Genomic DNA, 25,627 nt, shown 5'->3' on the forward strand with positions numbered 1-25,627 from the left:
CGCACCCCGGCGGACCCCGCCCGCCCGGACCCGGTGGTCCGGGCGGGCGGGGTCCTCGCGCACCCGTCGGGCGGCCGCCCGACGGCTACGCGCCGTCGAGTCCGGCCAGGACGAGCGGGAGCCGGGGCGCGCCGCCCGCGACGACCGTCACCGGGACGCCCCAGTCCTGCTGGTGCACGTGGCAGGCCGGGTACGCGTTGGCGGGGTCGTCGTCGCAGGAGGCCGCCATCGCGGACACGTGCAGCACGCCCTCGGTGACCTCCGGGTTCAGCGCCAACTCGCGGAAGAGGTCGGTGCCGGGGCCCGCGCCGTCGGCGAGCAGCGCGGGCGGGGTCGAGGAGACCAGCAGCCGCGTCGAGGGGCCGTAGCGGGTGTCCAGCTTCTGGCCGGTCGGGGCCTGGAAGACCACGTCGAGGCGGAGCGTGCCGGGTGCCACCTCCGTCGCGGCCCGCCGGGTGCGGTGGGCGACGGCGTCGACCCGTACGGCCTCCTCGGGCAGGCGCAGCCGGGTGAGGCGGTGGCGGGCGGACTCGACGACGACGATCTCCTCCCCGTCCAGGACGGCGTCGCTCGGCTCGCGCAGGTCGGTCGCCAGGGTGGTGACCTGCCCGGTGGCGGGGTCGTAGCGGCGCAGCGCGTGGTTGTAGGTGTCGCTCACCGCGACCGAGCCGTCGGGCAGGGCCGTGACGCCCAGCGGGTGCTGGAGCAGCGCCTGGGCGGCGTCCCCGTCGCGGTGTCCGAAGTCGAACAGGCCGGTGCCGACGGCGGTGGTGACGGCGAGGCCGCCGTCCGCGTCGCGGTGCAGGCAGCGCAGGGCGCTGTTCTCGGAGTCGGCGATCCACAGCCGGTCCCCGGCGGCCGCGAGCCCGGACGGCTGGGCGAACCAGGCCTCGGCAGCGGGCCCGTCGAGGAGGCCCTCGCTGGTGGTCCCGGCGGCGACCTCGACCGTCCCGGCCGCCGGGTCCCAGGTCCACAGCTGGTGGACGCCGGCCATGGCGATCCACACCCGGTCCTCCCACCAGGCCACGTCCCACGGCGAGGACAGGTCCACCTCCAGGGCCGGACCCGAGGTGGGCGTGCCCTGCCACCACTGGCGGCCGGTGCCGGCGACGGTCTCCACGGCGCCGGTGGCCGGGTCGAAGGTGCGCAGCGCGTGGTTGACGGTGTCCGCGACCACCACCCGCCCGTCGGGCAGCAGCGCGATCCCCTGCGGCTCGCTGAAGGCGTCCGGGCCGAAGCCCCGCTCGCCGCTGCCGATCCGGCGCACCACGCTCTCGCCGTCCGCGGCGAGCTCCACCAGCCGGTGCCGGGTGGTGTCGGAGACCAGCAGGTTCCCGGACGGCAGCCGCAGCGCCTTCCCGGGGAAGCGCAGGTCGCCGGCGACCGGCTCGGGGGCCACGTACGGACCGTCGCCGCGGCGCAGCGTGCCCTTGGCGGCGTGCTCGGCCTCCAGCTCCTCGACCAGGCGCGCGATGGCGTGCGCGTGGCCCTCGCCGGCGTGCTGGGCGACGATGTAGCCCTCGGGGTCGATCACCACGAGGGTGGGCCAGGCGCGTACGGCGTACTGCTTCCAGGTCGCGAGCTCGGGGTCGTCCAGCACCGGGTGGTGCACCTCGTAGCGCTCGACGGCGTCGACGACGGCCGCGTGGTCGGCCTCGTGCACGAACTTCGGCGAGTGCACGCCGACGATCACGACGGTGTCGCGGTGCTTCTCCTCCAGCTCGCGCAGCTCGTCGAGGACGTGCAGGCAGTTGATGCAGCAGAAGGTCCAGAAATCCACAACAACGCACTTACCTCGCAGGTCAGCGAGGGTGAGCTCCTTCCCGCCGGTGTTGAGCCAGCCGCCCTTGCCGATCAGCTCGGGGGCACGGACACGGGCACGGCGGGGCGCGGGCGCGGGGGTGGGCGCCGGGGCTGCATCGTTCATGCTTCCAGCTTGCCACCCGCGTGCGAACGCCCCGTCACGGCCGTACGAAGCCGGGCGTGACGGGGGCGGGCGGGGGCGGCGGGCGGAGGTCAGGCGCGGCCGTGGGCCCGGCCGGTGTCCTTGATGAAGAGGCCGGCCACCGCGCCCAGGACGAGCAGGATCGGCATCATCAGGAGGGCGTGGCCGTAGTCCGCGAGGTCCGGGGCGTCGGGCAGGATGCGTCCGGGCACGGCCTGGAGGATGCCGCCGATGATGAAGCAGACCCCGTTGACGATGGCCGCGGAGCTGCCGACCAGGGAGCCGGGGACGGACTCGCCGGCGACGGTGAAGCCGAGCATGTGGGCGCCGGCGAAGAGGCCCACGGCGAACATGGTGACCACGGAGACGCTGTTGGTCTCCTTGGGGAGGTAGATCAGCAGGCTGATCGCGACGGCCTGGAGCAGCACGCCGACCACGGCGGGCACCCGCCGGTTGTTCCAGTGGTCGGACAGCACGTTGAACAGCGGGGCGCCGAAGGCCAGGCCGAGCCAGGACATGGCGGACAGCACGGCGGCGAGGGAGGCGTCGGCGCCGCGGGCCTCCATCACCCGGGGGCCCCACAGCACGCCCATGGCGAGCATGGAGCCGAAGGACACCCCGGCCAGCAGCGAGGAGAGCACGACGTTGCGGTTGCGGAAGCAGCTGCCGAGGTCGTGGAAGATGCCGGACAGCAGCGGCCGCCGCGCGGCCGGGGTGCCCGTGGTGGGCGTGGTGCGGGCGAGCTGCTCGGGGCCGGGCGACGGATTGCGCACCATGAGGGCGAACAGCACGATCAGGACCACGCCGGCCGCGCCGAAGCCGTTCAGCAGCTGCTGCCAGCTGACCATGGTGAGCTGCCAGGAGATGGCCGGCTGCCCGAACGCGGAGCCCAGCGAGGCCAGCGACTGCACCAGGCCGAACATGAGCCCGTAGCGGGCGGCGGGGAACCACTGGCCGCCGATGTAGCCGGCGCCGACGAAGCCGAACGAGGAGCCGATCGCGAGGACGATCTGGGCGGCGATCAGCGTGGCCATGCTGGTGGTCTGGGCGTAGAGGAACGCCCCGGCCGTCACGAAGGCGACGGCGATCGCCAGCAGCGGCCGGGAGCCGAAGCGGTCGAGCAGGGCGCCGGAGAAGAACTGGCAGAGCGCGAACGCCCAGGTGTAGATCGACCCGGCCAGACCGATCTGGGCCACGCTGAGCGCGGCCGTCTTCTGGATCTCCGGGGAGACCACGGCGTAGCCGGTCTGGATGGCGAACAGCCAGATGACGAAGACCGTGCACAGCCCCCAGACGACCCACGCCTCGACGCCGCCGATGGTCTTGTGCGGGCCGTGCAGCATCCGGGCGCCGGGGTGTTTGCGGTACTCGACGTCCGGAGCGGACGCCGGGCCCTGCGGGGTGGCGGTGGCCATGGTGGCTCTCCTCTGGTGGGCGGCGGCGGTCAGGCGGTGGAGGGCCCGGGGGCGGCGTCGCGGTCGTGGGCGAGGGCGCCGTTGACGTAGGTGGCGCGCACGGTCCGGTCGTCCCCCATCACGGCCAGCACGAAGAGGAGCTCCTCGATGTCCCCGACGCGCGAGGTGCGCTGCGCCAGCAGCGGGGTGGCCCGGGGGTCGAGGACGACGAAGTCGGCTTCGTGGCCCGCTTCGAGCGAGCCCACCTGGTGGTCGATCCCCAGGGCCCGGGCGCCGCCGAGGGTGGCGAGGAAGAAGGCCTTGACCGAATCCAGCGGGTAGTTGCACAGCTCGGCGACCTTGTAGGCCTCGTTCATGGTGGCCAGCAGGGAGAAGCTGGTGCCGGCGCCGATGTCGGTGCCCAGGCCGACGTGGATCGGGTGCCGGCCGTCCTTGGCGTCGTGGACGTGGAACAGGCCGCTGCCCAGGAACAGGTTCGAGGTGGGGCAGTGCGAGATCGCCGTGCCCGTCTCCGCGCACCGGTCGCGCTCACGGCGCGTGAGGTGGACGCCGTGGGCGAGGACGGCGCGGTGGCCGAGCAGGCCGTAGTGGTCGTAGACGTCGAGGTAGCCGGCGCGGTCCGGGAACAGCGAACGCACCCAGGAGATCTCCCCGGTGTTCTCGGACACGTGCGTGTGGACCAGCGCGTCCGGGTGCTCGCGCCACAGGGCCCCGGCCGCCTCCAGCTGCTCGGGGGTGCTGGTGGGGGCGAAGCGCGGGGTGATGGCGTAGAGGTTGCGGCCCTTGCCGTGCCAGCGCTCCAGGAGGGCCTTGGAGTCGTCGTAGCCGGAGCGGGCGGTGTCCAGCAGGGGCTCGGGGGCGTTGCGGTCCATCAGGACCTTGCCGCCCGCCATGCGCATGTCGCGCCGGGTGGCCTCCTCGAACAGGGCGTCGACCGAATCCGGGTAGACGGCGCAGAAGGTCAGCGCGGTGGTGGTGCCGTTGCGCAGCAGCTCGTCGCAGAAGGAGGAGGCCACCGTACGGGCGTATGCGGCGTCGGAGAAGCGCTGCTCCTCCACGAAGGTGTAGTGGTTGAGCCAGTCGATCAGCTGCGAGCCGAAGGCGGCGATGATGCCGGTCTGCACGTAGTGGACGTGCGTGTCGACGAACCCGGCGGTGATCACGTGGTCCGGGTAGTGGACGACCTCGGTTCCCGGCGGGATCAGGTGGCGCAGCGCGGCGTGGTCCCCCGCCGCGGTGATCAGCCCGTCCTGGCAGATCAGCAGTCCGTCGCTCTCGTGGACGAACGTCTCCTCGCGGCCCGCGAGGAAGGGGTCCCCCCGGAACCAGACGAGCGGGCCGCGCACCGCGGTAGCCGTCGATGACATCGCCACCTCCAGAGAAGGGCGCGCCGCCGTGGCGGAGCGCCCTCCCAGTCGACCGCGCGCCCCGCCGCGATGCCTGCCGGAGCTAGCCCGTTCGGGTGAGACCCGGGGGGCGGGGCGCAGGTCGCGCGGGGGCGAGGGGCGTGACGGCGGGGGCGGGGGCGGGGGCCCGGCGTCAGTGGAGGAAGGAGCGCAGGGAGGCGGTCAGGGCGGTGACGAAGGCGTCCTGGACGGCGGGCGGGAGCAGGTCCAGGGACAGGTACGGGTTCAGGTCCTCCAGCTCCACCAGCAGCAGCTCGCCCGAGGGCGCCCGGCAGGCGTCCACCCGCTGGATGCCGTGGTCCAGGGTGTTCCAGGCGATGAACGCGCGGGCGAAGTCGAGGTCCGCAGCGGTCGGCTCGTACGGCACGAGCTCCCAGCGGCGCGCCGGGTCCGGGGCGTACAGGGCGTACTGGAAGGCGTCGTCGACGAAGTCGAACGACACCTCGTACGCGAAGTCGACGCGCGGCTGGACCAGGACCTCGCCCGCCGGGCCCTGGGGGTCCGCGGTGAAGACGAGGCCGATGGAGTCGGCGCCCTGCTTCGGCTTGACCGCGTACTCGGCCGCCCGGGGCAGCTCCGCGAGCCGGGCCGGGTCGTCGATCGTCGGGATCACCGGGTAGCCGGCGGCGGTCAGGTCGAGGAGGTACTGCTTGCCCGCCATGTCGCCGCGGCCGCAGAGCGGGTTGTAGACGCGGGTCCCGGCCGCGAGCGCGGCGGCGCGGAAGGCGTCGTACGCCTCCTGGTAGTGCAGGACCGGGCCGCTGTTGCGGACGACCACCGCGTCGAACCCGGGCATCAGCGCGACGGCGTCCCGGGGGTGGCACAGGGCCAGCGGGAGGTGCTCGCGCAGCCGGGAGGTGAGGAATATGTCCTCGTCGCAGTAGCGGCGGCCGCGCGCCGGGTACGCCAGGTCGGTCACGTAGAGGAGAGGCATGGCAGCAACCTATCGCGGGCACGGATGAGCGCATGAAATACCTCGTACGGGACAAATTGCTGGCCATCGGCGACGACTACTGGATCGAGGACGAGGACGGCCGGCACGCCTTCCTGGTCGACGGGAAGGCGCTGCGGCTCCGGGAGAAGCTGGAGCTCAAGGACCCGGACGGGCAGATCCTGATCACCCTGCGGGAGAAGCTGTTCGCCTTCCGCGACGCGATGACCCTGGAGCGGGACGAACGGCGGCTGGCCGTCATCCGCCGCAAGCGGTTCTCGCTGCTCCGCAACCACTTCCGCGTGACGCTGGTGGAGGGCACGGAGCTCGACGTCAGCGGCCGCGTCCTGGACCGGGAGTTCAAGGTCGAGTACGAGGGCGAGCTGCTGGCCCTGGTCTCGCGGCAGTGGTACCGGCTCCGGGAGACGTACGCGGTCGACGTGGTCCGGGAGGACGCGGACGCGGCCCTGCTGATCGCGGTGGCGGTGTGCGTGATCCGCATGGCGGAGAAGGAACGCGACGGCGACGGCGCCGACGAGCCGTAGGCCCGCCGGGGCCGGCGGGGCGGGCGTGGCCGGGCGGCCGGCCCCGCTCCGCGTCCGCCGTTCGGTCGCTAGCCGTGCATGCGGCGGTCCTTCAGGGCCGGGAACTGGTCGCGGGTGTCCGGGACCTTCGCCGGGTCCAGGTCCACCGTCAGCACGGCCTCGCCGGGCCCCGCCTCCGCCAGGACCTCGCCCCAGGGGTCCACCACCAGGCTGTGCCCGGCCTGCTCCACGCCCGCGTGGGTGCCGGCCAGCCCGCACGCCAGGACGTACGCCTGGTCCTCCACCGCGCGGGCCCGGTTCAGCAGCGTCCAGTGCGACCGGCGCCGTGCGGGCCAGCCCGCCGCGACCACCATCGTGGTGGCCCCGGCGTCCACCAGGCCGCGGAACAGCTCCGGGAAGCGCAGGTCGTAGCAGGTGGCGAGGCCCAGGGTCTGCTCGGGCAGGGCCACGGTGGTCAGGGAGTCGCCCGCGGCCATCAGCACCGCCTCGCCCTGGTCGAAGCCGAAGCGGTGGATCTTGCGGTACGTGGCGGCCAGCTCGCCCTCCGGGGAGAGCACCAGCGCGGTGTTGTAGAGCGAGCCGTCGCCCGCGCGCTCCACCACCGAGCCCGCGTGCAGCCACACCCCGGCATCGCGCGCCGCCTTGGAGACGGCCTCGAAGGTCGGGCCGTCCAGCGGCTCCGCCTCGGTCTCGAACCGCTCGTAGGCGAAGGCCCCGACCGTCCACAGCTCCGGCAGGACCACCAGGTCGGAGCCGGCCTGCTCCCTGACGAGATCGGCCACCCGGGAGCGCCGGGAGGCCACCGACTCACCATCATTCACCGCGATTTGGATCAGCGAGGCGCGCACACTACCACCGTCCTGGCATTCAAGCCGTCAACTCGGGCCTACGATCGTCACACGAAAGCACTGCCGGGGTGCTCACCGGCAGCGTAGTTTTGGAAACCAAGCCCACACCTTCCACAACGCGCCACTGAACAGCACCGCGAGGGGTCCCGTTGACCGTCCATCCCAGCCTTCAGCCCTATGCCGACGCGTGGACGCATTCCATCGAGGCGATATCCGAGCTGGTCCTCCCGCTGCCGGAACGCGAGTGGAACCGGGCGACGCCGTGCCCGGGCTGGTCGGTCCGTGACGTCGTGTCACACATCATCGGCATCGAGTGCGAGCAGCTCGGCGACCCGCGCCCGATCCACACCGTGGCCCGGGACCTGCGGCACGTGGTGGACGAGTTCACCCGGTACATGGAAGTGCAGGTCGACGTACGGCGCCACCACACCGCGCCGGAGATGACCTCGGAGCTGGAGTACACGGTCATCCGGCGCATGCGGCAGCTGCGCAACGAGAAGCGCGATCCGGGCGCCACCGTGCGCGGGCCGCTGGGCGAGCAGGTGACCCTGGAGGAGGCGCTGCGGCTGCGCGCCTTCGACGTGTGGATGCACGAGCAGGACCTGCGCCACGCGCTGGCCGCGCCGGGTAACTGGGACTCCCCGGGGGCGTACGTGGCCCGCGACGCCCTGCTGGCCGGGCTGCCGAAGGTGGTCGCGAAGAAGGCGGGCGCCCCGGCGAACTCGGCCGTCGTGCTGGACGTGCACGGCCCGCTGGAGTTCATGCGGACGGTACGGGTCGACGCGCAGGGCCGGGGCACCCTCGACAAGGCGCCCTCGCTGGGCCCGGCCGTGACGCTGGTGCTGGACTGGGAGACGTACGTCCGGCTGGCGGGGGGCCGGGTGCGGGCGCACGCGGTCGCCGACCGGGTCAAGGTGGAGGGCGACCCGGAGCTGGCGGAGGCGATCCTGACGCAGTTCGCCGTCACCCCGTAGCCGCCCGGACCCCGCCCGGCCCGCACCCGCGACACCCGCACCGCCCGCGACATCCGCAACCGCCCGCACCACCTTCGCCGTCCGCACGCGCCGGGTCCTCAGGCCGAGGCCGGTTCGGGGGCCGGGGCGGTGGGGCCGCTCGGGGCGGGGGAGGCCGCGTGCGGCTCCCGGAGCCGCTCCCGTTCGCGTTCCCGGGCCAGGGCGCGCGGGCGCAGCCGCAGGATCTGGGTGAGGCCCAGCACCTCCAGGAAGAACACCGTGGAGAAGGCGATGCGGTAGTTGTCGCCGGTGGCGTCGAGCAGCACGCCCACCGCGAGCAGGGTGGTCATGGACGCGAGGAAGCCGCCCATGTTCGTGATGCCGGACGCGGTGCCCTGGCGTTCCGCCGGGTTGGCCGGGCGGGCGAAGTCGAAGCCGATCATCGAGGCGGGCCCGCAGCTGCCCAGCACCAGGCAGAGCGTGACGAGCAGCCACATCGGCGCCCGGTCCCCCGGGTAGGCCAGCACCGAGGCCCACAGCAGGGCGGTCACCGCGACGGTGCCCAGCGCCAGCGGGATCCGCGCCGACTGCCGGCGGCCGACGACCTGCCCGTAGACCAGTCCGAGCGCCATGTTCGAGGCGACCACGAGGGTCAGCAGCCCGCCCGCGGTGGTGCGCGACAGCCCCTGCGCCTCGACCAGGAACGGCATCCCCCACAGCAGCAGGAAGACCATCGCCGGGAACTGCGTGGTGAAGTGCACCCACAGGCCGAGCCGGGTGCCGGGCTCCCGCCAGGACTCGGCGATCTGCCGCCGTACGAAGCCCCCGGAAGCCCCGGGCCCGCCGGCCGTCCCGGCCGCCGCGGCCGCCCCGGCCCCGGGCTCCGACGCGGACGCCGAGGCGGGCGCGGGCGCGGCTTCGGGTGTCGGCACGGGTACGGGTGCGGCGGTCACCGGGCCGTGGCCCTCGGGGTGGTCGCGCAGGAACAGCACCAGCGGGACGAGCACGACGAGCCCGGCCACCGCGCTGCCGGCGAAGGCCGGCACCCAGCCGACCCCGTGCAGGACGGGCGCCAGCACCAGCGTGGAGACGAGGTTGCCGGCCATGCCGACCAGCCCGGCGAGCTGCGCCATCAGCGGCCCGCGCCGGGCCGGGAACCAGCGCGTGCCCAGCCGGAGCACGGAGATGAAGGTCATGGCGTCGCCGCAGCCCAGCAGGGCGCGGGCGGCCAGCGCCATCCCGTAGGACGGGGACAGCGCGAAACCGAGCTGGCCGGCCGTGAACAGGACGGCGCCCAGCGTCAGCACCTTCTTGGTGCCGAGCCGGTCCACCATCAGGCCGACGGGTATCTGCATGCCCGCGTAGACCAGCAGCTGGAGGAGGGAGAAGGCGGCCAGCGCGGAGGCGTTGACGTGGAAGCGGTCGGCGGCGTCGAGCCCGGCCACGCCCAGACTGGTCCGGAAGATCACCGCGACGAAGTAGACGGCCACGCCGATCGACCACACGGCGACGGCCCTGCGCCCGCCCGGCGGGTCCTTCACCACCGCATGCGCACCGGCGCTCATCGGCCCGCTCCGCGCACCAGCGCCTCGACCCGGCCGATGTGGCCGCGTACGGCGGCGGCCGCGGTGTCCGCGTCACCGGCCCGCAGCGCGGCCAGGATCTCGGCGTGCTCGGCGAGCGTGCGCTCCACCCGGTCGGGGTGCGCGTGCAGCAGGGCCACGCCCATCCGCAGCTGCCGGTCGCGCAGCTGGTCGTAGAGCCGGCACAGGATCTGGTTCCCGGCGCTGCGCACGATCTCCGCGTGGAAGCCGCGGTCGGCGGCCATCATCGCGGCGAGGTCGCCCGCCTCGGCGTGCCGGCGCTGCTCGGCGACCAGCCCGGCGAGCCGGTCCAGCAGTCCGGGCGGCGCCGGGACGGCCCGGCGGACGGTGAACTCCTCGACCAGCAGCCGGGTTTCGAGCACGTCGGTGATCTCCTGCGCGGACACCGCGAGGACCAGCGCGCCCTTCTTCGGGTACAGCCTCAGCAGCCCCTCGGTCTCCAGGCGCAGCAGCGCCTCGCGGACCGGGGTGCGCGAGACCCCGACGGCCTCGGCGAGTTCGCCCTCGGTGAGGAGGGTGCCGCCTTCGTAGCGCCGGTCGAGCACGCCGTGCTTGACGTGCCGGTAGACGCGGTCGGCGGCGGTGAGGGTGGTACTGGCGGACGGCATGCGCACAGCATAGATACAACATAGGTGCACGTCTGACCGCGTCCAGGATGTGGAACGGACGGCGCGGCCTCAGCGGCCGGGCGGCCCGCCATCGGGGGCCGGCGGGCCGGTCCCCACCTCCACGTCGAGCACGAACTCGTCGTACGGGGCCTCCTGCGGGTAGGCCGGCCGGACCTGCGCGAAGCGGATGCGGGCCCGGCCGCCGCCGGGCGCGCGCCCCCGCACGACGTACGCCCGCTCCACCACGGCCCCCGGGAGGGCCTCCGCCGCGCCCGTCCCGCGCGGCGCGGGCTGCTCCTCCACCCTCACGACGTCCGCGTCGCCCGTCACCTGCCAGGTCCACACGTACCCGCGCGCCCCCCGCCCGGCGAGCCGCAGCTCGTACGGCTCCCCGGGATCGAGCGCGATGCTCCGTACCTCCACCTGGTGCCCCGTTCTCCGCGGTCCGCTAGGCGGGGCCGATCACGGCCCCCTCGTGCCAGCCCGAGCCGTCCCGCCAGTAGTGCCGGAGCAGGCGGTCGGTGCGCAGGGCGACGACTTCCAGGTTGAACCCGAAACTGCCCTGGAGCATCCCGGTGACCGCGAGCACGTCGCGGCCGAAGACCGCGCCGCGGCTCCAGCCCGACCCGGAGGCGTTGCCGCGCCACCAGTGCTCGACGCGGCCGCCCGCGACGGCCACGCACAGCTCGTAGTTCCCCGCGGTGTGCTCGTCGGCCGCCCCGTACTGCCCCTCGACGAGGCAGGGCGCGGACACCGCGCCCGCGCCGAAGACCTCCCCGGGGCGCCACGTGAAGCCGTTCGCGTCGTCGCGCCACCACAGCTGCATCCGGCCGTCCTCCAGGGCGGCCACCAGCTCCAGGCGGCGGGAGCGGGTCTGGACGAGGGCGGGCCCGTAGTGGGCGACGCCGGAGGCGAAACGGCCGCCGTCGTACCAGGTCCAGGGGGCGCCGTTGATCCGCCACCAGTGGTTCAGCCGGCCGTCCGCGGTGCGCACCACCGCCTCGAAGTTGCCCGGTTTGCCGTAGTCGCTCTGGATCAGGGCCGGGGTCGAGCCGACCGCCGCGTCGCCCGGGCCGAAGGCGCCGCCGTCGCGCCAGGCGCCGCCGGACTGCTCGTAGTACCAGTGGCGCAGCCGGCCGCCGGTGGTGACGTGCAGGGACTCCATGTTCCGGTTGTAGGTGCTGCCGGTGAAGGCGGGCAGGCCGGAGGCGTCCTGCGCGAACTCCCCCGAGCGGGTCCACGCGAAGGGCGCGTCGCCCTCGCGCCACCAGTGCCGCAGCCGGCCGTCCGGGGCGGTGGCCACGAGCTCGAAGTTGCGGTGGGCGCGGCCGTTGCCGCTCTCGTAGACGTTGCCCGCGTGCAGGCGGCGCTTGCTCCACGGGTCGATGTTCGTGCCGTACAGGCCGCACTTGGCCCAGCGGTCGATGCCCGCCTCCCCGTAGGCGATCCGGCCGTACCCGCCGACGTGGTGGCCCGTCCCCCACGAGTTGCGGAACAGCCAGCAGCCGGCCGCGTCGTCGTAGCCGACGATCAGCACGCAGTGGCCGCCCGCGTACGGGCCGACGGTGTGGTGGTAGACGCCCGAGCCCAGCGCGAAGAAGTCCTCGTACACGTCGAAGCAGGCCGTCAGCGGGCCCACCGCGTCCAGCCACACCTTCTGCTGCTCCACGTCGCCGAGCCGGACGGGGGCGCCGATCCGCACCGTCCGGCCCGACCGGTCCCAGCTCGGCGTGTACTCGGCCCGCCAGGCGTCGCGGCGGGCGGCCGGCAGCCCGGCGGGCGGGACGCCGTACGGCCAGCAGTCCGGATCGGCGAGACCGCCGTTGGCCCTGATCCAGTCGAGGGCGCTCTCCGGGTCGCCGCCCTGCCCGCAGGCGCACTTCAGACCGTCGTGCACGTCCCCCGCGGAGCGCTCGGCCCACACGCAGTGCTCGATCCGGGCCATCGACTCCACCAGGCCGGCCGCCCCGAACGCCCAGCAGGAGCCGCACGGGTTCTGGTCCTTCACCCCGGTCAGCCACGGCCACCCCCAGCGCCCGCGCCAGTCCACCGCCGCGGGCCGGGCCGCCGCCGCGGCCGCCCCCGGGAGCAGGCCGTGCGCGGCACGACGCCGGGTGAGGTGCGGATTGCCGCTCTCCCGCCCGATCAGCGCCCGCAGGTCCACGGTGCCCGCGGCGGCCGCCGTGGTCAGCTCCGCCCCCGGATCCAGGCCCAGCGAGGGCCGCGGCAGCGGCTCGGCGTCGGCCAGGTGCTCCACGGCCGTCCACCGCGCCCCGTCCGCCGCGAGCCGCGCCCGCAGCTCCCCCACCGTCCCGACGGACTCCTCCGGCATGGCGGCCCCCCAGCTGCAACCGATCGATCCGAGATCCGCGAGCGTCCCTCCCGCGCCGGGGGGCGTCAAGGGGGTCCGCGCGGTCGCGCGGGTGCACGGGGGGCGTGCCGGGCGGACGTGGCGCGGGGGCCGGACGGGGCCGGGGTGCGGGTGGGGGCGGGGTGCCGGTGGGGGCGGGATGCCGGTGGGGGCGGGGTGCGGCCCGTCAGGCGCGGGCGGCCTCGCGGACCCTGCGGAGCGACGGGTTGACCATGGCCGGGCCGTCTCCGACGACCACGGTCGGCACGGTCTCGTTCCCGTCTGCCACGCCCCGCACGAAGGCCGCCGCCCCCGGGTCCCGCCAGATGTTCACCTTCCGGTACGGGACACGGGCGACGCGCAGGCGGAGGCGCAGCCTGACGCAGTACGGGCAGCCGGGCCGCCAGTACACGGTCACCGGCTTCACCGGACCGCGCCCGTCGGGCCGCCGGCGCGGCCGCACCGGGTGAAGACGTACGGGTTCATGTCCTGGCTCCCTCTGCCGATGGCTCCGATCGGCCCCGCGCGGGCGCGCCGCCCTGCGCCCCCAGTAGACGCGACACCCCCGGAGCGGTCAACGCGCCGGCCGCCGCCCGCGGCGCACTGCGCACCGCACCGCACCGCACTGCGCACCGCGGCGCGGTGCGAACTACCCTCCCCGACATGCCCGTTGACTGAACGGCATCTCCGAGGACACCGGCCGCACGGTCGCCGCCCGCGTCGCCGAGGACGCGGCGCACACCGGAGCCCGGCCCACCCGCTCGACTGACCCCGGCCCCGCGCGCGCCCCTCCCGCCCGGAGGGGCAGGGCGTGGGCTAGGCCGTCTCTTTCGGATCTTGTCGGCCGAGCCCGCGGCGTCTGGTGCCGTGCCTGGGCGTGCTGCCGGGGCGCTCGCGTACGGGACGTACGTGGTCGCCCCGGCAGTGCGGCCAGGCACGGTGCCAGGCGTCGCGGGCCCGGCAAGATCCGAAAGAGACGGCCTAGGCGCTGTTTCTCGGATCTCCTGACGTGAGTGGGGTGTTGGGGTCAGGCTTGCCGTATGGGTCGTGGGGATCTGACGAACGCGGAGTGGGACCGGCTGGTGTCGTTCCTGCCTCCTGGTGGTGCTCGTGGGGGCCGGTGGAGTGATCACCGCCGGGTGATCAACGGGGTGCTCTACCGGGTCCGGACGGGTGTGCAGTGGCGGGATCTGCCGGAGCGGTTCGGGCCGTGGGAAACCGTCTACAAACGTCATCGCCGCTGGTCAGCGGATGGTACGTGGGCGATGCTGTTGTCTCGGATCCAGGCCGCCGAGGACGCGGAGGGCCGGATCGACTGGGACGTGTCGGTGGACTCGACTGTTGTGCGGGCCCACCAGCACGCCGCCGGCGCGAGGAAGACACTGGCGGCCACTGATCCTCAAAAGGGGCACGTTCGGGGGACGAACCGGGTCGATCCGGTGTTGCGGAGACTGGTGGTCCGGCTCGAGGAAGTGGTCAGATCGGCGAGTGCCTGGGACGTTCCCGCGGCGGATTCACCACCAAGATCCACCTCGCCGCGGACGGGCGATGCAGGCCTCTCGCCCTCGTCCTGACACCCGGACACTACGGCGACGGGCCCCAACTCGAGCGGGTGCTGGAGCAGGTCTCCGTGCCCCGTCTCGGGGTCGGCCGGCCCCGCACCCGCCCCGACCATGTCCTGGCCGACAAGGCCTACACATCCCGGAGGAACCGCCGTTACCTGCGACGACGCGGAATCCGCCACACCATCCCCGAACGCCTCGACCAGCAAAGACACCGCAAGAACCGCGGTTCACGCGGCGGCCGGCCCACCGGCTTCGACAGCCAGCGATACAAGAAACGCAACACCGTCGAACGAACCATCAACCGCCTCAAGGGCTTCCGCGCCGTCGCCACCCGCTACGAGAAACGCGCCCACATCTACCTCGGCACCGTCACCCTCGCAGCCCTCATCATCTGGCTCCGCACATGATCCGGGAAACAGCGCCTAGGGGAGTCGGGGGCGCACCGCCTCCCACGCGTCCGCCGCCGATGCCAGGGGGTCGTCGTCCGCGAGATGGGGGCGTACGAGGGCCAGCCAGGGCAGCAGGTGCTTGATGCGGCGCAGGTGCAGGATGCGCGGGCGGGGCAGCTCGCGCCAGGCGCCGGCCTCCGCCAGGGCGGCCTCGGGGGTGCTGCCGAGCAGGGCCAGCACCTCGCGGCACAGGGCCGCCGGGTCGCCGCCGCGGCCCGGGCCGAACTCCCGCAGCAGGTAGCCCCGTACGGCCACCAGCTCGGCCCCGCGGGACGGTTCGTCCGCGCCCTCCGCGTCCGCGCGGCGCAGGGCGGCGGCCAGGGCCACCCGGCCCCAGCGCAGCCGGATACCGTCCGGGGCCCGCTCGTCGCGCATCCGGGCCGCGGCCAGGGTGTGCAGGGACCGCGGGCGGGGCTCCTCGTCCAGTGGCGGGCCGGTCGCGAGCCACTGCTCCAGCAGCTCCAGCGAGTGCCCGTCCGGCGGCACCGAGGTCAGCACCTGCCCCCGGCTGAGCAGGGCCACCACGGCGCCCGTCAGGTGGACCCTGCCGACGTGCCCGGCGCCGAGGGACGCGACCGGCCGCCCGTACCGCTCGATGCGGCGCAGCCCGAGCCGCAGCTCCCCCGCCGCGTAGACCTGTCCGGTGTGCGCGGTCCCGCCCACGCACCGGACCACGCACACCCCGCCCGTCACGTCGGCCTCCTCGACGGAGTACACCTGCAGTTCGGCGATCGGCACCCGCGCCCCCTTCCCGGCGGGGAGGCTACCGCCCCGGGGCCGGTGGCCGGCAGGCGGTCAGCCGGACTCTTCCTCCAGGACCAGGCGGACCTCGGTGGCCTCGTACCCGGCGCGGTCGAAGGCGGCGGCCATCGGGGTGTTCACGGTGTCCGTGGTCGCGGTGATCCGCTCGGCGCCGGCGGCCGCGTGGAAGCGGGTGATCTCGGCCAGCACCTCGTCGATCAGGCCCCGGCCGCGCTGCTCCGGTACGACGCCGAGGTAGCCGACGTTGCGGTGGTAGGGGGTGGCGGAGGGGATGGCCAGCCCCGCGAGGGTGCCGTCCGGGAGGTGGGCCAGGCGCCACCAGGAGCGCTCGCCCGGGCAGTCGCGGTAGAAGGCGAAGTCCGCGCGGGCGACCTCCTCGGGGGTCGCCGTGCGCAGTTCGTCGCGGGTGGCCAGGTCGAGGCTGCCGCGGGACAGCCGCACGAAGGCGTCGAGGAACTCCTCGTCCCCGCCCTCGCGGAAGACGAGCCGCCCGGTGGGCGGGGCGGTCCCGGCGGACGGGGTCCACTCGTAGCGCAGGCGCTCGATCTCCCGGGTCGGTCCGCAGGCGTGCGCGGCCTGCCGGCGCCAGGCGACCGCCTCGACGGCGGCCGGGTCGGCCCGCCAGTCGCGGGGCAGGGTGACGGTGTAGCCGGGGCGCGTGCCGAAGGCGGTGTGCCCGGCTTCGAGCAGCCCGGCCGCCACCGCGGCCGGGTCGGAGGTGCCCGCGCGGACGTGCAGGCAGTCCAGGGCGATCGGGTGCCCGCTGTCGGCGCGGCCCCACCACAGGGCGCGGGCCAGCACCTCCCCGTCCTCGTCCTCGGCGAACCAGGTCCACTCGGGGCGCATCCGGCCGGCGGCGAACTCCCCGCGGATCGTCGCGGGGGCGAGGAGGCGGACGGGCCCGCCGTCGCCGGGAAGGGCGGTGGCGCGGTCGAGGTCGGCGGGGTCGGCGGTGGCGGGACGGAAGATCATCCGCCGATGGTCACACGGGCCCACCCGGCCCTGCCAGGGGTCTGCGGGCGGCCCGCCGCGGGTGCCGGTGGCCGCGCGCGGCCCGGAACCCGGGCGGAGCGGCCGTTGCGCGCGGACGGCCGTTGCGCGCGGGCCGTTGCGCGCGGGCCGTTGCGCGCGGGCCGTTGCGCGCGGGCCGTTGCGCGCGGACGGCCGTTGCGCGCGGGCCGTCGCGCGCGGGCCGTTGCGCGCAGGCCGTTGCGCGCGGGCCGTTGCGCGCCGATGGCCGGCCTCCTGGTGCGGAGGCCGGCCATCGGCGGGTACGGCTACGGCTGCCGCTACGACCAGGTGACGAGGCGGCGGGGGTGCTCCAGGACGGCCGCGATGTCGGCCAGGAAGCGGGAGCCGAGCTCGCCGTCGATCAGGCGGTGGTCGAACGACAGCGCCAGGGTGGTGACCTGACGCGGCTTCACCTTGCCCTTGTGGACCCAAGGCTGGAGCTTGATCGCACCGACCGCGAGGATCGCGGACTCGCCGGGGTTCAGGATGGGCGTACCGGTGTCGACGCCGAAGACGCCGACGTTGGTGAGGGTGAGGGTGCCGTTCTGCATGTCGGCCGGCGAGGTCTTGCCCTCGCGGGCCGTGGCGACCAGCGAGGACAGCGACTGCGAGAGCTCGCCGAGGGTCTTGGCGTGGGCGTCCTTGATGTTCGGGACGATCAGCCCGCGGGGGGTGGCCGCCGCGATGCCCAGGTTCACGTAGTGCTTGAGCACGATCTCCTGGGCCGCCTCGTCCCAGGAGGCGTTGACCTCCGGGTTGCGGCGGACGGCCACGAGGACGGCCTTCGCGATGAGCAGCAGCGGGTTGATCCGCAGCCCCGCGAGGTCCGGATCCTCCTTGAGCTCGGCGACGAGCTTCATCGTCCGGGTCACGTCGAAGGTGATGAACTCGGTGACGTGCGGCGCGGTGAAGGCCGAACCGACCATGGCCTGGGCGGTCACCTTGCGGACGCCCTTGACCGGGACGCGGGTCTCGCGCGCCGACGGATCGACCGCGGCGGCGACCGCGGCCGGCGCCGGAGCCTGCGCCGCGGCCGGAGCCGGGACGGCAGCCGCGGCCGGCTGCGGGGCGAGGGCGGCGGCTGCCGCCGCGTGGACGTCCTCGCGGGTGACGACCCCGCCGTCCCCGCTGGGCACCACGGAGGCCAGGTCGATGCCGAGGTCCTTCGCGAGCTTGCGCACCGGCGGCTTGGCCAGGGGCCGCTCGGCGGACCCGGCGCCGTCACCGTCGTACCGCGCGCTGCCGTTCCGTGCGGTGCCGTTCTGGGCCGTGCCGTTCTGGGCCGTGCCGTTCTGCGCCGTGCCGTTCTGCGCCGTGCCGTTCTGCGCGGGCGCCGCGGGCGCGGGCGCCGCGGGCGGGGCCGCCGGAGCCGGTACCGCGGCCGCCGCGGGAGCACCCGCCGGGACCTTGCGCGGGCGGCGCTTGGTGGAGGCGGTGGAGACCCCGTACCCGACCAGGACGGGCTGCCGCGCCTCGGGCGCCGGCTCCGCCCGGGCGGCGGCCGGCGCGGGGGACGCGGCGGCCGGGGCCGCGACGACGGCCTCGGCCGGGGCCTCGCCGCCCTCCGTCCGCACCGAGATGATCACCTGGCCGACGTCGACCGTCACGCCCTCCTCGAAGAGGAGCGCGTGCACGACGCCGTCGAACGGCACCGGGAGCTCCACGGCCGCCTTGGCCGTCTCCACCTCGCAGACGACCTGCCCGTCGGTGACCGTGTCACCCGGCTGGACGTACCACTTGAGGATCTCGGCCTCGGTGAGGCCCTCGCCCACGTCGGGCATCTTGAATTCACGGATGGTCATGAACGTGGCTCCTCAGTACGCCAGCGAGCGGTCGACGGCGTCGAGCACCCGGTCCAGGCCCGGCAGGTACTCGTCCTCCAGGCGGGCCGGCGGGTACGGGGCGTGGAAGCCGCCGACGCGCAGGACCGGCGCCTCCAGGTGGTAGAAGCACCGCTCCGTGATGCGGGCGGCGATCTCCGAGCCCACACCGAGGAAGACCGGCGCCTCGTGGACGACCACGAGCCGGCGGGTCTTCTCCACCGACGCCTGGATGCCGTCGAAGTCCACCGGGGACATCGACCGCAGGTCGACGACCTCGACCGACTTGCCCTCCTCGGCGGCGGCCGCGGCGGCCTCCAGGCAGACCTTCACCATCGGGCCGTAGGCCGCCAGGGTGACGTCGGAGCCCTCGCGGGCCACCCGGGCCCGGTGCAGCTCGCCGGGGATGGCCTCGACGTCGACCTCGCCCTTGTCCCAGTAGCGCCGCTTCGGCTCGAAGAAGATCACCGGGTCGTCGCTGAGGATGGCCTGCTGGAGCATCCAGTAGGCGTCCGAGGCATTGCTCGGCGAGACCACCTTCAGGCCCGCGACGTGCGCGAACAGCGTCTCCGGGGACTCCGAGTGGTGCTCCACCGCGCCGATGCCGCCGGCGTACGGGATGCGGATGACGACCGGCATCTTGATCTTGCCGAGGGAGCGCGCGTGCATCTTCGCGAGCTGCGTGACGATCTGGTCGTACGCGGGGAAGACGAACCCGTCGAACTGGATCTCCACGACCGGCCGGTACCCGCGCAGGGCCAGGCCGATGGCGGTGCCGACGATGCCGGACTCGGCGAGCGGGGTGTCGATGACCCGCTCCTCGCCGAAGTCCTTCTGCAGCCCGTCGGTGATGCGGAAGACGCCGCCGAGCTTGCCGACGTCCTCGCCCATGATCAGGACCTTGGGGTCGGTCTCCAGGGCCTTGCGCAGCGAATCGTTGAGCGCCTTCGCGATGGTCAGCTTCTGTACGGCCACGGCGGTCACTCCCCACCCTCGAAGGACGCGAGGTAGGCGGCGAACTGCGCGCGCTCCTCGTCGACGAGCGCGTGCCCGTCCGCGTAGACGTTCTCGAAGATCGCCATGGTGTCGGGGTCGGGCATGGCGCGCACGGCCTCGCGCACCCGCTTGCCCAGCGCCTCGCTCTCCGCCTCCAGCTCCGCGAAGAACGCCTCGTCGGCGCCGCCGCTCGCCAGCAGGTGGGTCTTCAGGCGCAGGATCGGGTCCTTGGCCTCCCAGGCCGCGGTCTCCTCGTCCCGGCGGTACTTCGTCGGGTCGTCGGAGGTGGTGTGCGCACCCATCCGGTACGTGAACGCCTCGACCAGCGTGGGGCCCTCGCCGCGGCGGGCGCGGTCCAGCGCCCAGCGGGTCACGGCCAGGCAGGCCAGCACGTCGTTGCCGTCGACGCGAACGCCGGGGAAGCCGAAGCCCTGGGCGCGCTGGTAGAGCGGCACGCGCATCTGGCGCTCGGTCGGCTCGGAGATCGCCCACTGGTTGTTCTGGCAGAAGAACACGACGGGGGAGTTGTAGACGGCCGAGAAGGTGAACGCCTCGGCGACGTCGCCCTGGCTGGACGCGCCGTCGCCGAAGTAGGCGATGACCGCCGAGTCGGCGCCGTCCTTGGCCACGCCCATGGCGTAGCCGGTCGCGTGCAGCGTCTGCGAGCCGATGACGATCGTGTACAGGTGGAAGTTGTTGGTGTTCGGGTCCCAGCCGCCGTGGTTCACGCCGCGGAACATGCCGAGCAGGTTCGTCGGGTCGACTCCGCGGCACCACGCGACGCCGTGCTCGCGGTAGGTCGGGAAGACGTAGTCCTCGTCGTTCAGCGCCCGGGCGGAGCCGATCTGCGCGGCCTCCTGGCCGAGGAGCGAGGCCCACAGGCCCAGCTCGCCCTGCCGCTGCAGCGCGGTGGCCTCCCCGTCGAAGCGCCGGGTGAGCACCATGTCGCGGTAGAGCCCGCGCAGGTCCTCGGTGGTGACGTCGGCGACGAACGGAGCGAATTCCGCGACGTCGGGATGGTGCGCGGCGTCGACCCGGTCCCCTTCGGGCGTCAGCAGCTGTACGAGCTGGGGTGCGTCCTGCGTCTGTGCGGTGGCAGCGGCGGTCTTGCGGGCGGTCGCCCCGCCTGCCGCCCGCTTGGTGCCGCTGCTGCGTCGCGGCTTGCGCGCGGCAGTGCTCTCCACGGTCACGTGTGCTCCTCCGTCGGTCCGGCACCCGGGTTCTCCGGGGTCCAGTGCGGCTCACCTGTATCCGTACCCGCGCACGGGGTGGGTGCGCGTCGAGTACGGGATTCAGGCGTGACAGGTGCCCCGGCGCGTGCCCTGCGCAATGCACGTTACCCAGTGCGCCGCATAACTGCGAAACCCCGTTTGACCTGCGATTTTGCTTGGATTTCCAAGTAAATCCGCGGAAGCGGGAACAACCACTGGTCACAGCCTTGCAGGGGGCCGGAACAACGGCACGTTATCCCGGGTAACCCCGGCAGGGAAGGGGTGAGTGTGTGAAACTGACTTCGTGCGCGAAGACGGAAAAATCAAGGTATTCCTCCTGGACGACCACGAAGTGGTGCGTCGGGGTGTTCATGAGCTGTTGTCGGTCGAAGAGGACATCGAGATCGTCGGCGAGGCCGGTACGGCCGCCGACGCCCTGGTCCGCATCCCCGCCACCCGCCCCGACGTGGCCGTCCTCGACGTGCGCCTGCCGGACGGCAGCGGCGTCGAGGTGTGCCGCGAGGTCCGCTCGCAGAACGAGGACATCAAGTGCCTGATGCTGACCTCGTTCGCCGACGACGAGGCGCTGTTCGACGCGATCATGGCCGGCGCCTCGGGCTACGTCCTGAAGGCGATCCGCGGGAACGAGCTGCTCAACGCGGTGCGTGACGTCGCGGACGGGAAGTCCCTGCTGGACCCGGTCGCCACCGCCCGCGTGCTGGAGCGGCTGCGCGACGGCAAGAACGGCAAGGGCGACGACCGTCTGTCGAACCTCACCGACCAGGAGCGCAAGATCCTGGACCTGATCGGGGAGGGCCTGACCAACCGGGTCATCGGCGAACGGCTGCACCTGGCCGAGAAGACGATCAAGAACTACGTCTCCAGCCTGCTCTCCAAGCTGGGCATGGAGCGCCGCTCGCAGGCCGCCGCCTACGTGGCCCGGCTCCAGGCCGAGAAGCGCCGCTGAGCGGGGCCGCGCGGGCCCCGTCCGGCGCGGGCCGGGCGCGGGCCGGGCGCGGGTCGGTGCCATACGGCGCGGCGCGCCACTCGGGACCAACGTCCCCGATCATGGGGGCGGGCTCCTCTTTCCCCGCACGGGGCCGGTGCCCGACAGTGGACGGCATGTCCCCAGAGGAACTCCACGCCATCGAACTGCTGCGCCGGGTGCCGTACGGCCGGGTGGCCACGAGCATGCGCGCGCTGCCCTTCCTCGCCCTGGCCCGCCACATCGTGGTGGACGGCAGGGTGGTGCTGAGAATGCATTCCGGTTTCGGCCACCACCAGGCCTGCAACGGCAGCGTCGTGGCGTACGGGGCGGACAACTTCAATTCCCGGGACCCGCGGCTGTGGTCGGTCCAGTTCACCGGGACCGCGCGGATCGTCGAGCCGACCAATGCCGAACTGGAGCTTTTCGGTCCCGGTCCGCATTTCGTGGACGGCGCCGTCTTCGACCCGGTCTACATGCGGATCGAGCCCCAGTTCGTCACCGTGCACTCGCTCGCCGGGAATCCGGACCGCGTGTACCAGCACGCGCTCTGAGGGGCGCGCGCCGCCGGTCCGCCCGTCCGCGCCCGCGCGCCCGGGCTGCCCGTACGGGAAGGGCCCCGCGGAATCGCCTTCCGCGGGGCCCTTCCCGTACGCGCACCGCCGCCGCTCATTCGCCGGACGCGGGCTCCTCGGGCGGAGCCGACTTCGTCGGCGGCGGGGTGGTCGCCGGCGGCGTGGTCTTCGACGGGGTCGGGGTCGGGGAGGTGGACTTCGACGCCGTCGCGGACGGCGTCGGGCTGGCCGACGCCGACGGGGTGGGGCTGGTGCTCTGCGTGCGGTTGGTGCGGGTCGGCTGGGGCGACTGCTCGGAGTAGGTCCGCGACCCCTCCGTGCTGGGCTCGGCCGCCGTGCTCTGGTCCGGGCCGGGCGTGCTCTGCTGGCCGCTGGGGGCGCTCTGCGAGGTCCCCGGGGCGGGCGTCTTCTCCTTGCCGCTGCCGCCCACGCCGTTGAGCGCGTACGCCACGCCGCCCGCCACCGCGATGACCGCGAGCACCGCGAAGAGCCACATCTTCCAGCGGCCGCCGCCGTGCCCGCCGTCGTCGTAGCCGTCGCTGTGCGCGCCGTGGCCGCCGCCGCCCGGGAAGGCGGAGCCGTCGTCCGGGTTCAGCGGCGGCACCATCGGCTGCTGGAACTGCGAGGTCGTGGCGTGCGCCGCGTACTGCTGCTGGCCGCCGGACCCGCCCATGGGCATGGCCGTGGTGGCCGCCGGGCCCCGGCCGTGCGGCAGCGCCATGGTGACCGGGCCGGTGCCCCAGGTGCCGGTGTTCGGCCCCTGGTCGTGGAGCATCTGGAGCGCGTACTGGACCAGCCCGCGCATCTCCTCGGCGCTCTGGAACCGGTCGTCCGGGTCCTTGGCCAGGGAGCGCATGACGAGCCCGTCGAGCTCCTGCGGGATGTGCTGCCCCTCGGGCAGCTGGGAGGGCGGCACCGGCGCGTCCTGCACGTGCTGGTAGACCACCGACAGCGGGGTCTCCCCGGTGAACGGGGGCCGCAGCGCGAGCAGTTCGTACAGCAGGCAGCCCGTCGCGTACAGGTCGGAGCGGTGGTCCACGGCCTTGCCGAGGGCCTGCTCGGGCGACAGGTACTGCGGGGTGCCCATGACCATGCCGGTCTGGGTCATCGTCGACTGGACGCCGTGCAGGGCGCGGGCGATGCCGAAGTCCATCACCTTCACCGCGCCGGTCTCGGTGATGATGACGTTGGCCGGCTTGATGTCGCGGTGCACGATGCCGTGCTGGTGCGAGTACGCGAGCGCTTCGAGCACGCCCGAGACGATGATGAGCGCCTGGTCGGGGCCGGGCGCCTCCGCGCTGAGCAGCAGTTCGCGGATGGTGCGGCCCTCGACCAGCTCCATCACGATGTACGGCACGGTGTTGGGGCCGACCCGGTCCTCGCCCGAGTCGTACACGGCGACGACGGCGTGGTGGTTGAGCCCGGCGACGGACTGCGCCTCGCGCGTGAACCGGGCCTTGGACACCGGGTCCTCGGCGAGGTCCGCGCGCAGCAGCTTCACGGCGACGGTGCGGCCCAGGCGCACGTCCTCGGCGGCGAACACCTCGGCCATGCCGCCGCGTCCCAGGCGGTGGGTCAGCCGGTAACGGCCGTCGCCCACCAGGCCGCCGGCGCCCCAGTGCTCAGGACCGTCGGCCATCCCGGCGCCGTTTCCCTCGGGTTCGGGTGCCATCAGTCCTCGCCGTCGTCTCTCTCGGCCGCCGCTCAGCGGTGTCCTCTTCTTCGATGCTCCGGTGAACGCTACAGCCTCCGCACCGGTCACCGTTTGGACTAGGCCGCGCTGTGCCCGTGTGGTCACGGATCGGGCACCCCGCTTGACGTGTGCTTGCCCTCCGGCAGACTGGGCGCCACCTGCGCCCGGCCGGCGGCGCGGGCACACATCCCGAGGGGAAGCACCAGTCATGAGCCAGGACGGCACTCAGGGCCAGTACGCGGGCGGCTCGCTTGCCGGTGGCCGTTACCAGCTGCGGGACCTGCTCGGCGCGGGCGGCATGGCCTCCGTGTACCTCGCGTACGACTCGGCGCTCGACCGCCAGGTCGCCATCAAGACGCTGCACAGCGACCTCGGGAGGGAGCAGTCCTTCCGCGAACGCTTCCGGCGCGAGGCCCAGGCTGTAGCCAAACTGTCGCACACGAACATCGTCTCGGTGTTCGACACGGGCGAGGGCGAAGTGGCCTTCGCCGGCTCCGCGGCCGGCGGGGCGGTGATGCCGTACATCGTCATGGAGTACGTGGAGGGCATGCCGCTCGGCTCGGTGCTGGAGGCGGACGTACGGCAGTACGGGGCGATGCCGGCGGACAAGGCGCTGAAGGTGACGGCCGACGTGCTGGCCGCGCTGGAGACCAGCCACGAGATGGGGCTGGTCCACCGCGACATCAAGCCCGGCAACGTCATGGTGAACAAGCGCGGCGTGGTCAAGGTGATGGACTTCGGCATCGCCCGGGCCATGCAGTCGGGCGTCACCTCGATGACGCAGACCGGCATGGTCGTCGGCACCCCGCAGTACCTCTCCCCCGAGCAGGCGCTGGGGCGCGGCGTCGACGCCCGCTCCGACCTCTACTCGGTCGGCATCATGCTGTTCCAACTGCTGACCGGGCGGCTCCCCTTCGACGCCGACTCTCCGCTGGCCATCGCCTACGCGCACGTGCAGGAGGAGCCGGTCGCCCCGTCCTCCGTGAACCGCTCGGTGACCCCGGCGATGGACGCGCTGGTCGCGCGCGCGCTGAAGAAGAACCCGAACGAGCGCTTCCCCACCGCCGCGGCCATGGGCGACGAGGTGGCCCGGGTGCTGGGCTCGGGGCGCGCCGCGGCGCCCGCGATCGTGCCGGGCGCGACCGCGGGCGGCAGCGGCGCGGGCGTCTCCTCGGCGGTGTTCCCGCCGGTGGACGCGGGGTACTCGGCGCCGCCGCAGCACGCGGTGCAGCAGCCGTACCCGGCGCAGCACACGCCGGCGCCGTCCCCGTACGCCCCCCGGCACACGCCCGCCCCGCAGGCGCACGCCCAGGGCGGGTACGCCTACCCGCACGCCCCGGCGCCCGGGCCGCAGCAGTCGTACGGGCCCCAGACCCCGGCGCCGTACACGGTCTCCCCCGTGACGGGCTCCCGGGGCCCGGCGGGCGGGTCCGGCGGGCGGCGGAACGTTCCGGTGGTCGTGGGCGCGATCGCGGTGGCGCTGCTGGCCATCGGCGGCCTGGTGGCGGTGCTCACCAACCGCGGCGGGGAGGAGCCCGACGCGAAGGGCGGCTCGCCGGAGACCTCGGCGTCCGCGCCCGCGTCGGCGGCCGCGCCGGCCAGGGCCGGGTTCAAGGGGCCGGACGTCTCGCGCACGATCGACCCGGCCAAGTGCAAGGAGCCGACGAAGCACTACAGCGAGGCCGGCAAGTACCTGGCCCCGGACCTGAAGTACAAGAACCTGCGGTCCGTGAAGGAGTGCATCCAGGCCTCGGGCGGCAAGTACAAGATCGTGGAGAAGGACGAGGCGGTGTTCGGCAAGGACACCGTGCTCTCGCAGAACCCGAACGCCGGCGACAAGATCGACAAGGAGGGCACGGAGTACACGCTGACCGTGTCCACCGGCTACCCGGAGTAGCCGGCGGCGGGACGCACCGAACCCGCGCGACGGCGCGGAATCTGACACACCGGCATCC

General features: G+C 73.8%; 22 protein-coding genes. 6 read left to right on the top strand and 16 right to left on the bottom strand.

Translation table 11 applies throughout. From position 1 onward, the window contains the following. Window positions 1–85 precede the first annotated feature (85 nt). The 4 genes from CP968_RS16265 to CP968_RS16280 all read right to left on the bottom strand — a co-directional run bounded on the left by CP968_RS16265 (window position 86) and on the right by CP968_RS16280 (window position 5,700). Entirely contained in the window at window positions 86–1,927 is a 1,842-nt protein-coding gene (locus CP968_RS16265; protein WP_150518703.1) for an NHL domain-containing thioredoxin family protein, read from the bottom strand. 89 nt (window positions 1,928–2,016) lie between these two features. Next, on the bottom strand, window positions 2,017–3,360 hold the full coding sequence (locus CP968_RS16270; protein WP_150518704.1) for an MFS transporter: 1,344 nt from the start codon (window positions 3,358–3,360) through the stop codon (window positions 2,017–2,019). 29 nt (window positions 3,361–3,389) lie between these two features. Then, window positions 3,390–4,727, bottom strand: coding sequence for a guanine deaminase (gene guaD, locus CP968_RS16275; RefSeq protein WP_189829164.1), 1,338 nt, complete (start codon window positions 4,725–4,727; stop codon window positions 3,390–3,392). Window positions 4,728–4,899: 172 nt separating this feature from the next. Continuing rightward, window positions 4,900–5,700 carry a hypothetical protein gene (locus CP968_RS16280; protein ID WP_150518706.1) on the bottom strand — a complete coding sequence of 267 codons (801 nt, stop codon included), beginning with the start codon at window positions 5,698–5,700 and terminating at the stop codon, window positions 4,900–4,902. 32 nt (window positions 5,701–5,732) lie between these two features. Between CP968_RS16280 and CP968_RS16285 the strand changes: the two genes are divergently transcribed. Beyond that, the gene (locus CP968_RS16285; protein WP_150518707.1) at window positions 5,733–6,242 is read left to right on the top strand and encodes an LURP-one-related/scramblase family protein; all 510 of its coding nucleotides are present in this window, start codon (window positions 5,733–5,735) and stop codon (window positions 6,240–6,242) included. A 68-nt stretch (window positions 6,243–6,310) separates the two neighbouring features. Here CP968_RS16285 and CP968_RS16290 read toward each other — a convergent pair whose 3' ends face one another. Further along, window positions 6,311–7,090, bottom strand: coding sequence for a carbon-nitrogen family hydrolase (locus CP968_RS16290; protein ID WP_150518708.1), 780 nt, complete (start codon window positions 7,088–7,090; stop codon window positions 6,311–6,313). A gap of 149 nt (window positions 7,091–7,239) precedes the next feature. Between CP968_RS16290 and CP968_RS16295 the strand changes: the two genes are divergently transcribed. Beyond that, window positions 7,240–8,064: a maleylpyruvate isomerase family mycothiol-dependent enzyme gene (locus CP968_RS16295; protein WP_150518709.1), complete on the top strand. Its 825-nt coding sequence runs from the start codon at window positions 7,240–7,242 to the stop codon at window positions 8,062–8,064. A 98-nt stretch (window positions 8,065–8,162) separates the two neighbouring features. Here the strand turns inward: CP968_RS16295 and CP968_RS16300 are convergent, their stop codons facing one another. The 5 genes from CP968_RS16300 to CP968_RS16320 form a co-directional block, all read right to left on the bottom strand. Next, window positions 8,163–9,608, bottom strand: coding sequence for an MFS transporter (locus CP968_RS16300; RefSeq protein WP_150518710.1), 1,446 nt, complete (start codon window positions 9,606–9,608; stop codon window positions 8,163–8,165). Continuing rightward, window positions 9,605–10,255 carry a GntR family transcriptional regulator gene (locus CP968_RS16305; RefSeq protein ID WP_189829165.1) on the bottom strand — a complete coding sequence of 217 codons (651 nt, stop codon included), beginning with the start codon at window positions 10,253–10,255 and terminating at the stop codon, window positions 9,605–9,607. The genes CP968_RS16300 and CP968_RS16305 overlap by 4 nt, the downstream gene beginning before the upstream one ends. A 69-nt stretch (window positions 10,256–10,324) precedes the next feature. After that, window positions 10,325–10,678 (bottom strand): protease inhibitor I42 family protein, encoded by a 354-nt coding sequence (locus tag CP968_RS16310; RefSeq protein WP_150518712.1) that lies wholly within the window; start codon window positions 10,676–10,678, stop codon window positions 10,325–10,327. Between the two features lie 25 nt (window positions 10,679–10,703). Further along, window positions 10,704–12,587: a C1 family peptidase gene (locus CP968_RS16315; protein ID WP_150518713.1), complete on the bottom strand. Its 1,884-nt coding sequence runs from the start codon at window positions 12,585–12,587 to the stop codon at window positions 10,704–10,706. 205 nt (window positions 12,588–12,792) lie between these two features. Continuing rightward, on the bottom strand, window positions 12,793–13,023 hold the full coding sequence (locus tag CP968_RS16320) for a glutaredoxin domain-containing protein (RefSeq protein ID WP_150518714.1): 231 nt from the start codon (window positions 13,021–13,023) through the stop codon (window positions 12,793–12,795). 622 nt (window positions 13,024–13,645) lie between these two features. On the opposite strand from CP968_RS16320, the gene CP968_RS16325 reads away from it, so the two are divergent. Next, window positions 13,646–14,577, top strand: a protein-coding gene (locus tag CP968_RS16325) for an IS5 family transposase (protein ID WP_425282245.1) whose coding sequence is annotated in 2 segments (ribosomal slippage) — window positions 13,646–14,002 and window positions 14,005–14,577 — 930 coding nt in all. Because the reading frame shifts where the segments join, the coding sequence is not laid out codon by codon here. Between the two features lie 15 nt (window positions 14,578–14,592). On the opposite strand, the gene CP968_RS16330 is transcribed toward CP968_RS16325, so the two are convergent. From CP968_RS16330 to pdhA, 5 genes are all read right to left on the bottom strand, one after another. Continuing rightward, window positions 14,593–15,357: a hypothetical protein gene (locus CP968_RS16330; RefSeq protein WP_150518715.1), complete on the bottom strand. Its 765-nt coding sequence runs from the start codon at window positions 15,355–15,357 to the stop codon at window positions 14,593–14,595. A 57-nt stretch (window positions 15,358–15,414) separates the two neighbouring features. Beyond that, window positions 15,415–16,353, bottom strand: coding sequence for a GNAT family N-acetyltransferase (locus CP968_RS16335; RefSeq protein ID WP_150518716.1), 939 nt, complete (start codon window positions 16,351–16,353; stop codon window positions 15,415–15,417). Between the two features lie 317 nt (window positions 16,354–16,670). Next, complete coding sequence (locus tag CP968_RS16340) at window positions 16,671–18,194, bottom strand: dihydrolipoamide acetyltransferase family protein (RefSeq protein WP_150518717.1); 1,524 nt, start codon at window positions 18,192–18,194, stop codon at window positions 16,671–16,673. A gap of 12 nt (window positions 18,195–18,206) precedes the next feature. After that, window positions 18,207–19,187 (bottom strand): alpha-ketoacid dehydrogenase subunit beta, encoded by a 981-nt coding sequence (locus CP968_RS16345; RefSeq protein WP_150518718.1) that lies wholly within the window; start codon window positions 19,185–19,187, stop codon window positions 18,207–18,209. A gap of 5 nt (window positions 19,188–19,192) precedes the next feature. Continuing rightward, on the bottom strand, window positions 19,193–20,398 hold the full coding sequence (pdhA, locus tag CP968_RS16350; RefSeq protein ID WP_150518719.1) for a pyruvate dehydrogenase (acetyl-transferring) E1 component subunit alpha: 1,206 nt from the start codon (window positions 20,396–20,398) through the stop codon (window positions 19,193–19,195). A 325-nt stretch (window positions 20,399–20,723) separates the two neighbouring features. On the opposite strand from pdhA, the gene CP968_RS16355 reads away from it, so the two are divergent. Together CP968_RS16355 and CP968_RS16360 are read left to right on the top strand one after the other, a co-directional pair. Beyond that, window positions 20,724–21,386 carry a response regulator gene (locus CP968_RS16355; RefSeq protein WP_150518720.1) on the top strand — a complete coding sequence of 221 codons (663 nt, stop codon included), beginning with the start codon at window positions 20,724–20,726 and terminating at the stop codon, window positions 21,384–21,386. 155 nt (window positions 21,387–21,541) lie between these two features. Continuing rightward, window positions 21,542–21,958, top strand: coding sequence for a pyridoxamine 5'-phosphate oxidase family protein (locus CP968_RS16360; RefSeq protein WP_150518721.1), 417 nt, complete (start codon window positions 21,542–21,544; stop codon window positions 21,956–21,958). 115 nt (window positions 21,959–22,073) lie between these two features. On the opposite strand, the gene CP968_RS16365 is transcribed toward CP968_RS16360, so the two are convergent. After that, window positions 22,074–23,651, bottom strand: a complete 1,578-nt coding sequence (locus CP968_RS16365) for a protein kinase domain-containing protein (RefSeq protein WP_150518722.1) — start codon at window positions 23,649–23,651, stop codon at window positions 22,074–22,076. A 229-nt stretch (window positions 23,652–23,880) separates the two neighbouring features. Here CP968_RS16365 and CP968_RS16370 point away from each other — a divergent pair, with 229 nt between their 5' ends. Then, on the top strand, window positions 23,881–25,569 hold the full coding sequence (locus CP968_RS16370; protein WP_150518723.1) for a protein kinase domain-containing protein: 1,689 nt from the start codon (window positions 23,881–23,883) through the stop codon (window positions 25,567–25,569). Window positions 25,570–25,627: the final 58 nt, after the last annotated feature.

Origin of the sequence: Streptomyces subrutilus (assembly GCF_008704535.1) — a bacterium.
Lineage (GTDB): Bacteria > Actinomycetota > Actinomycetes > Streptomycetales > Streptomycetaceae > Streptomyces > Streptomyces subrutilus.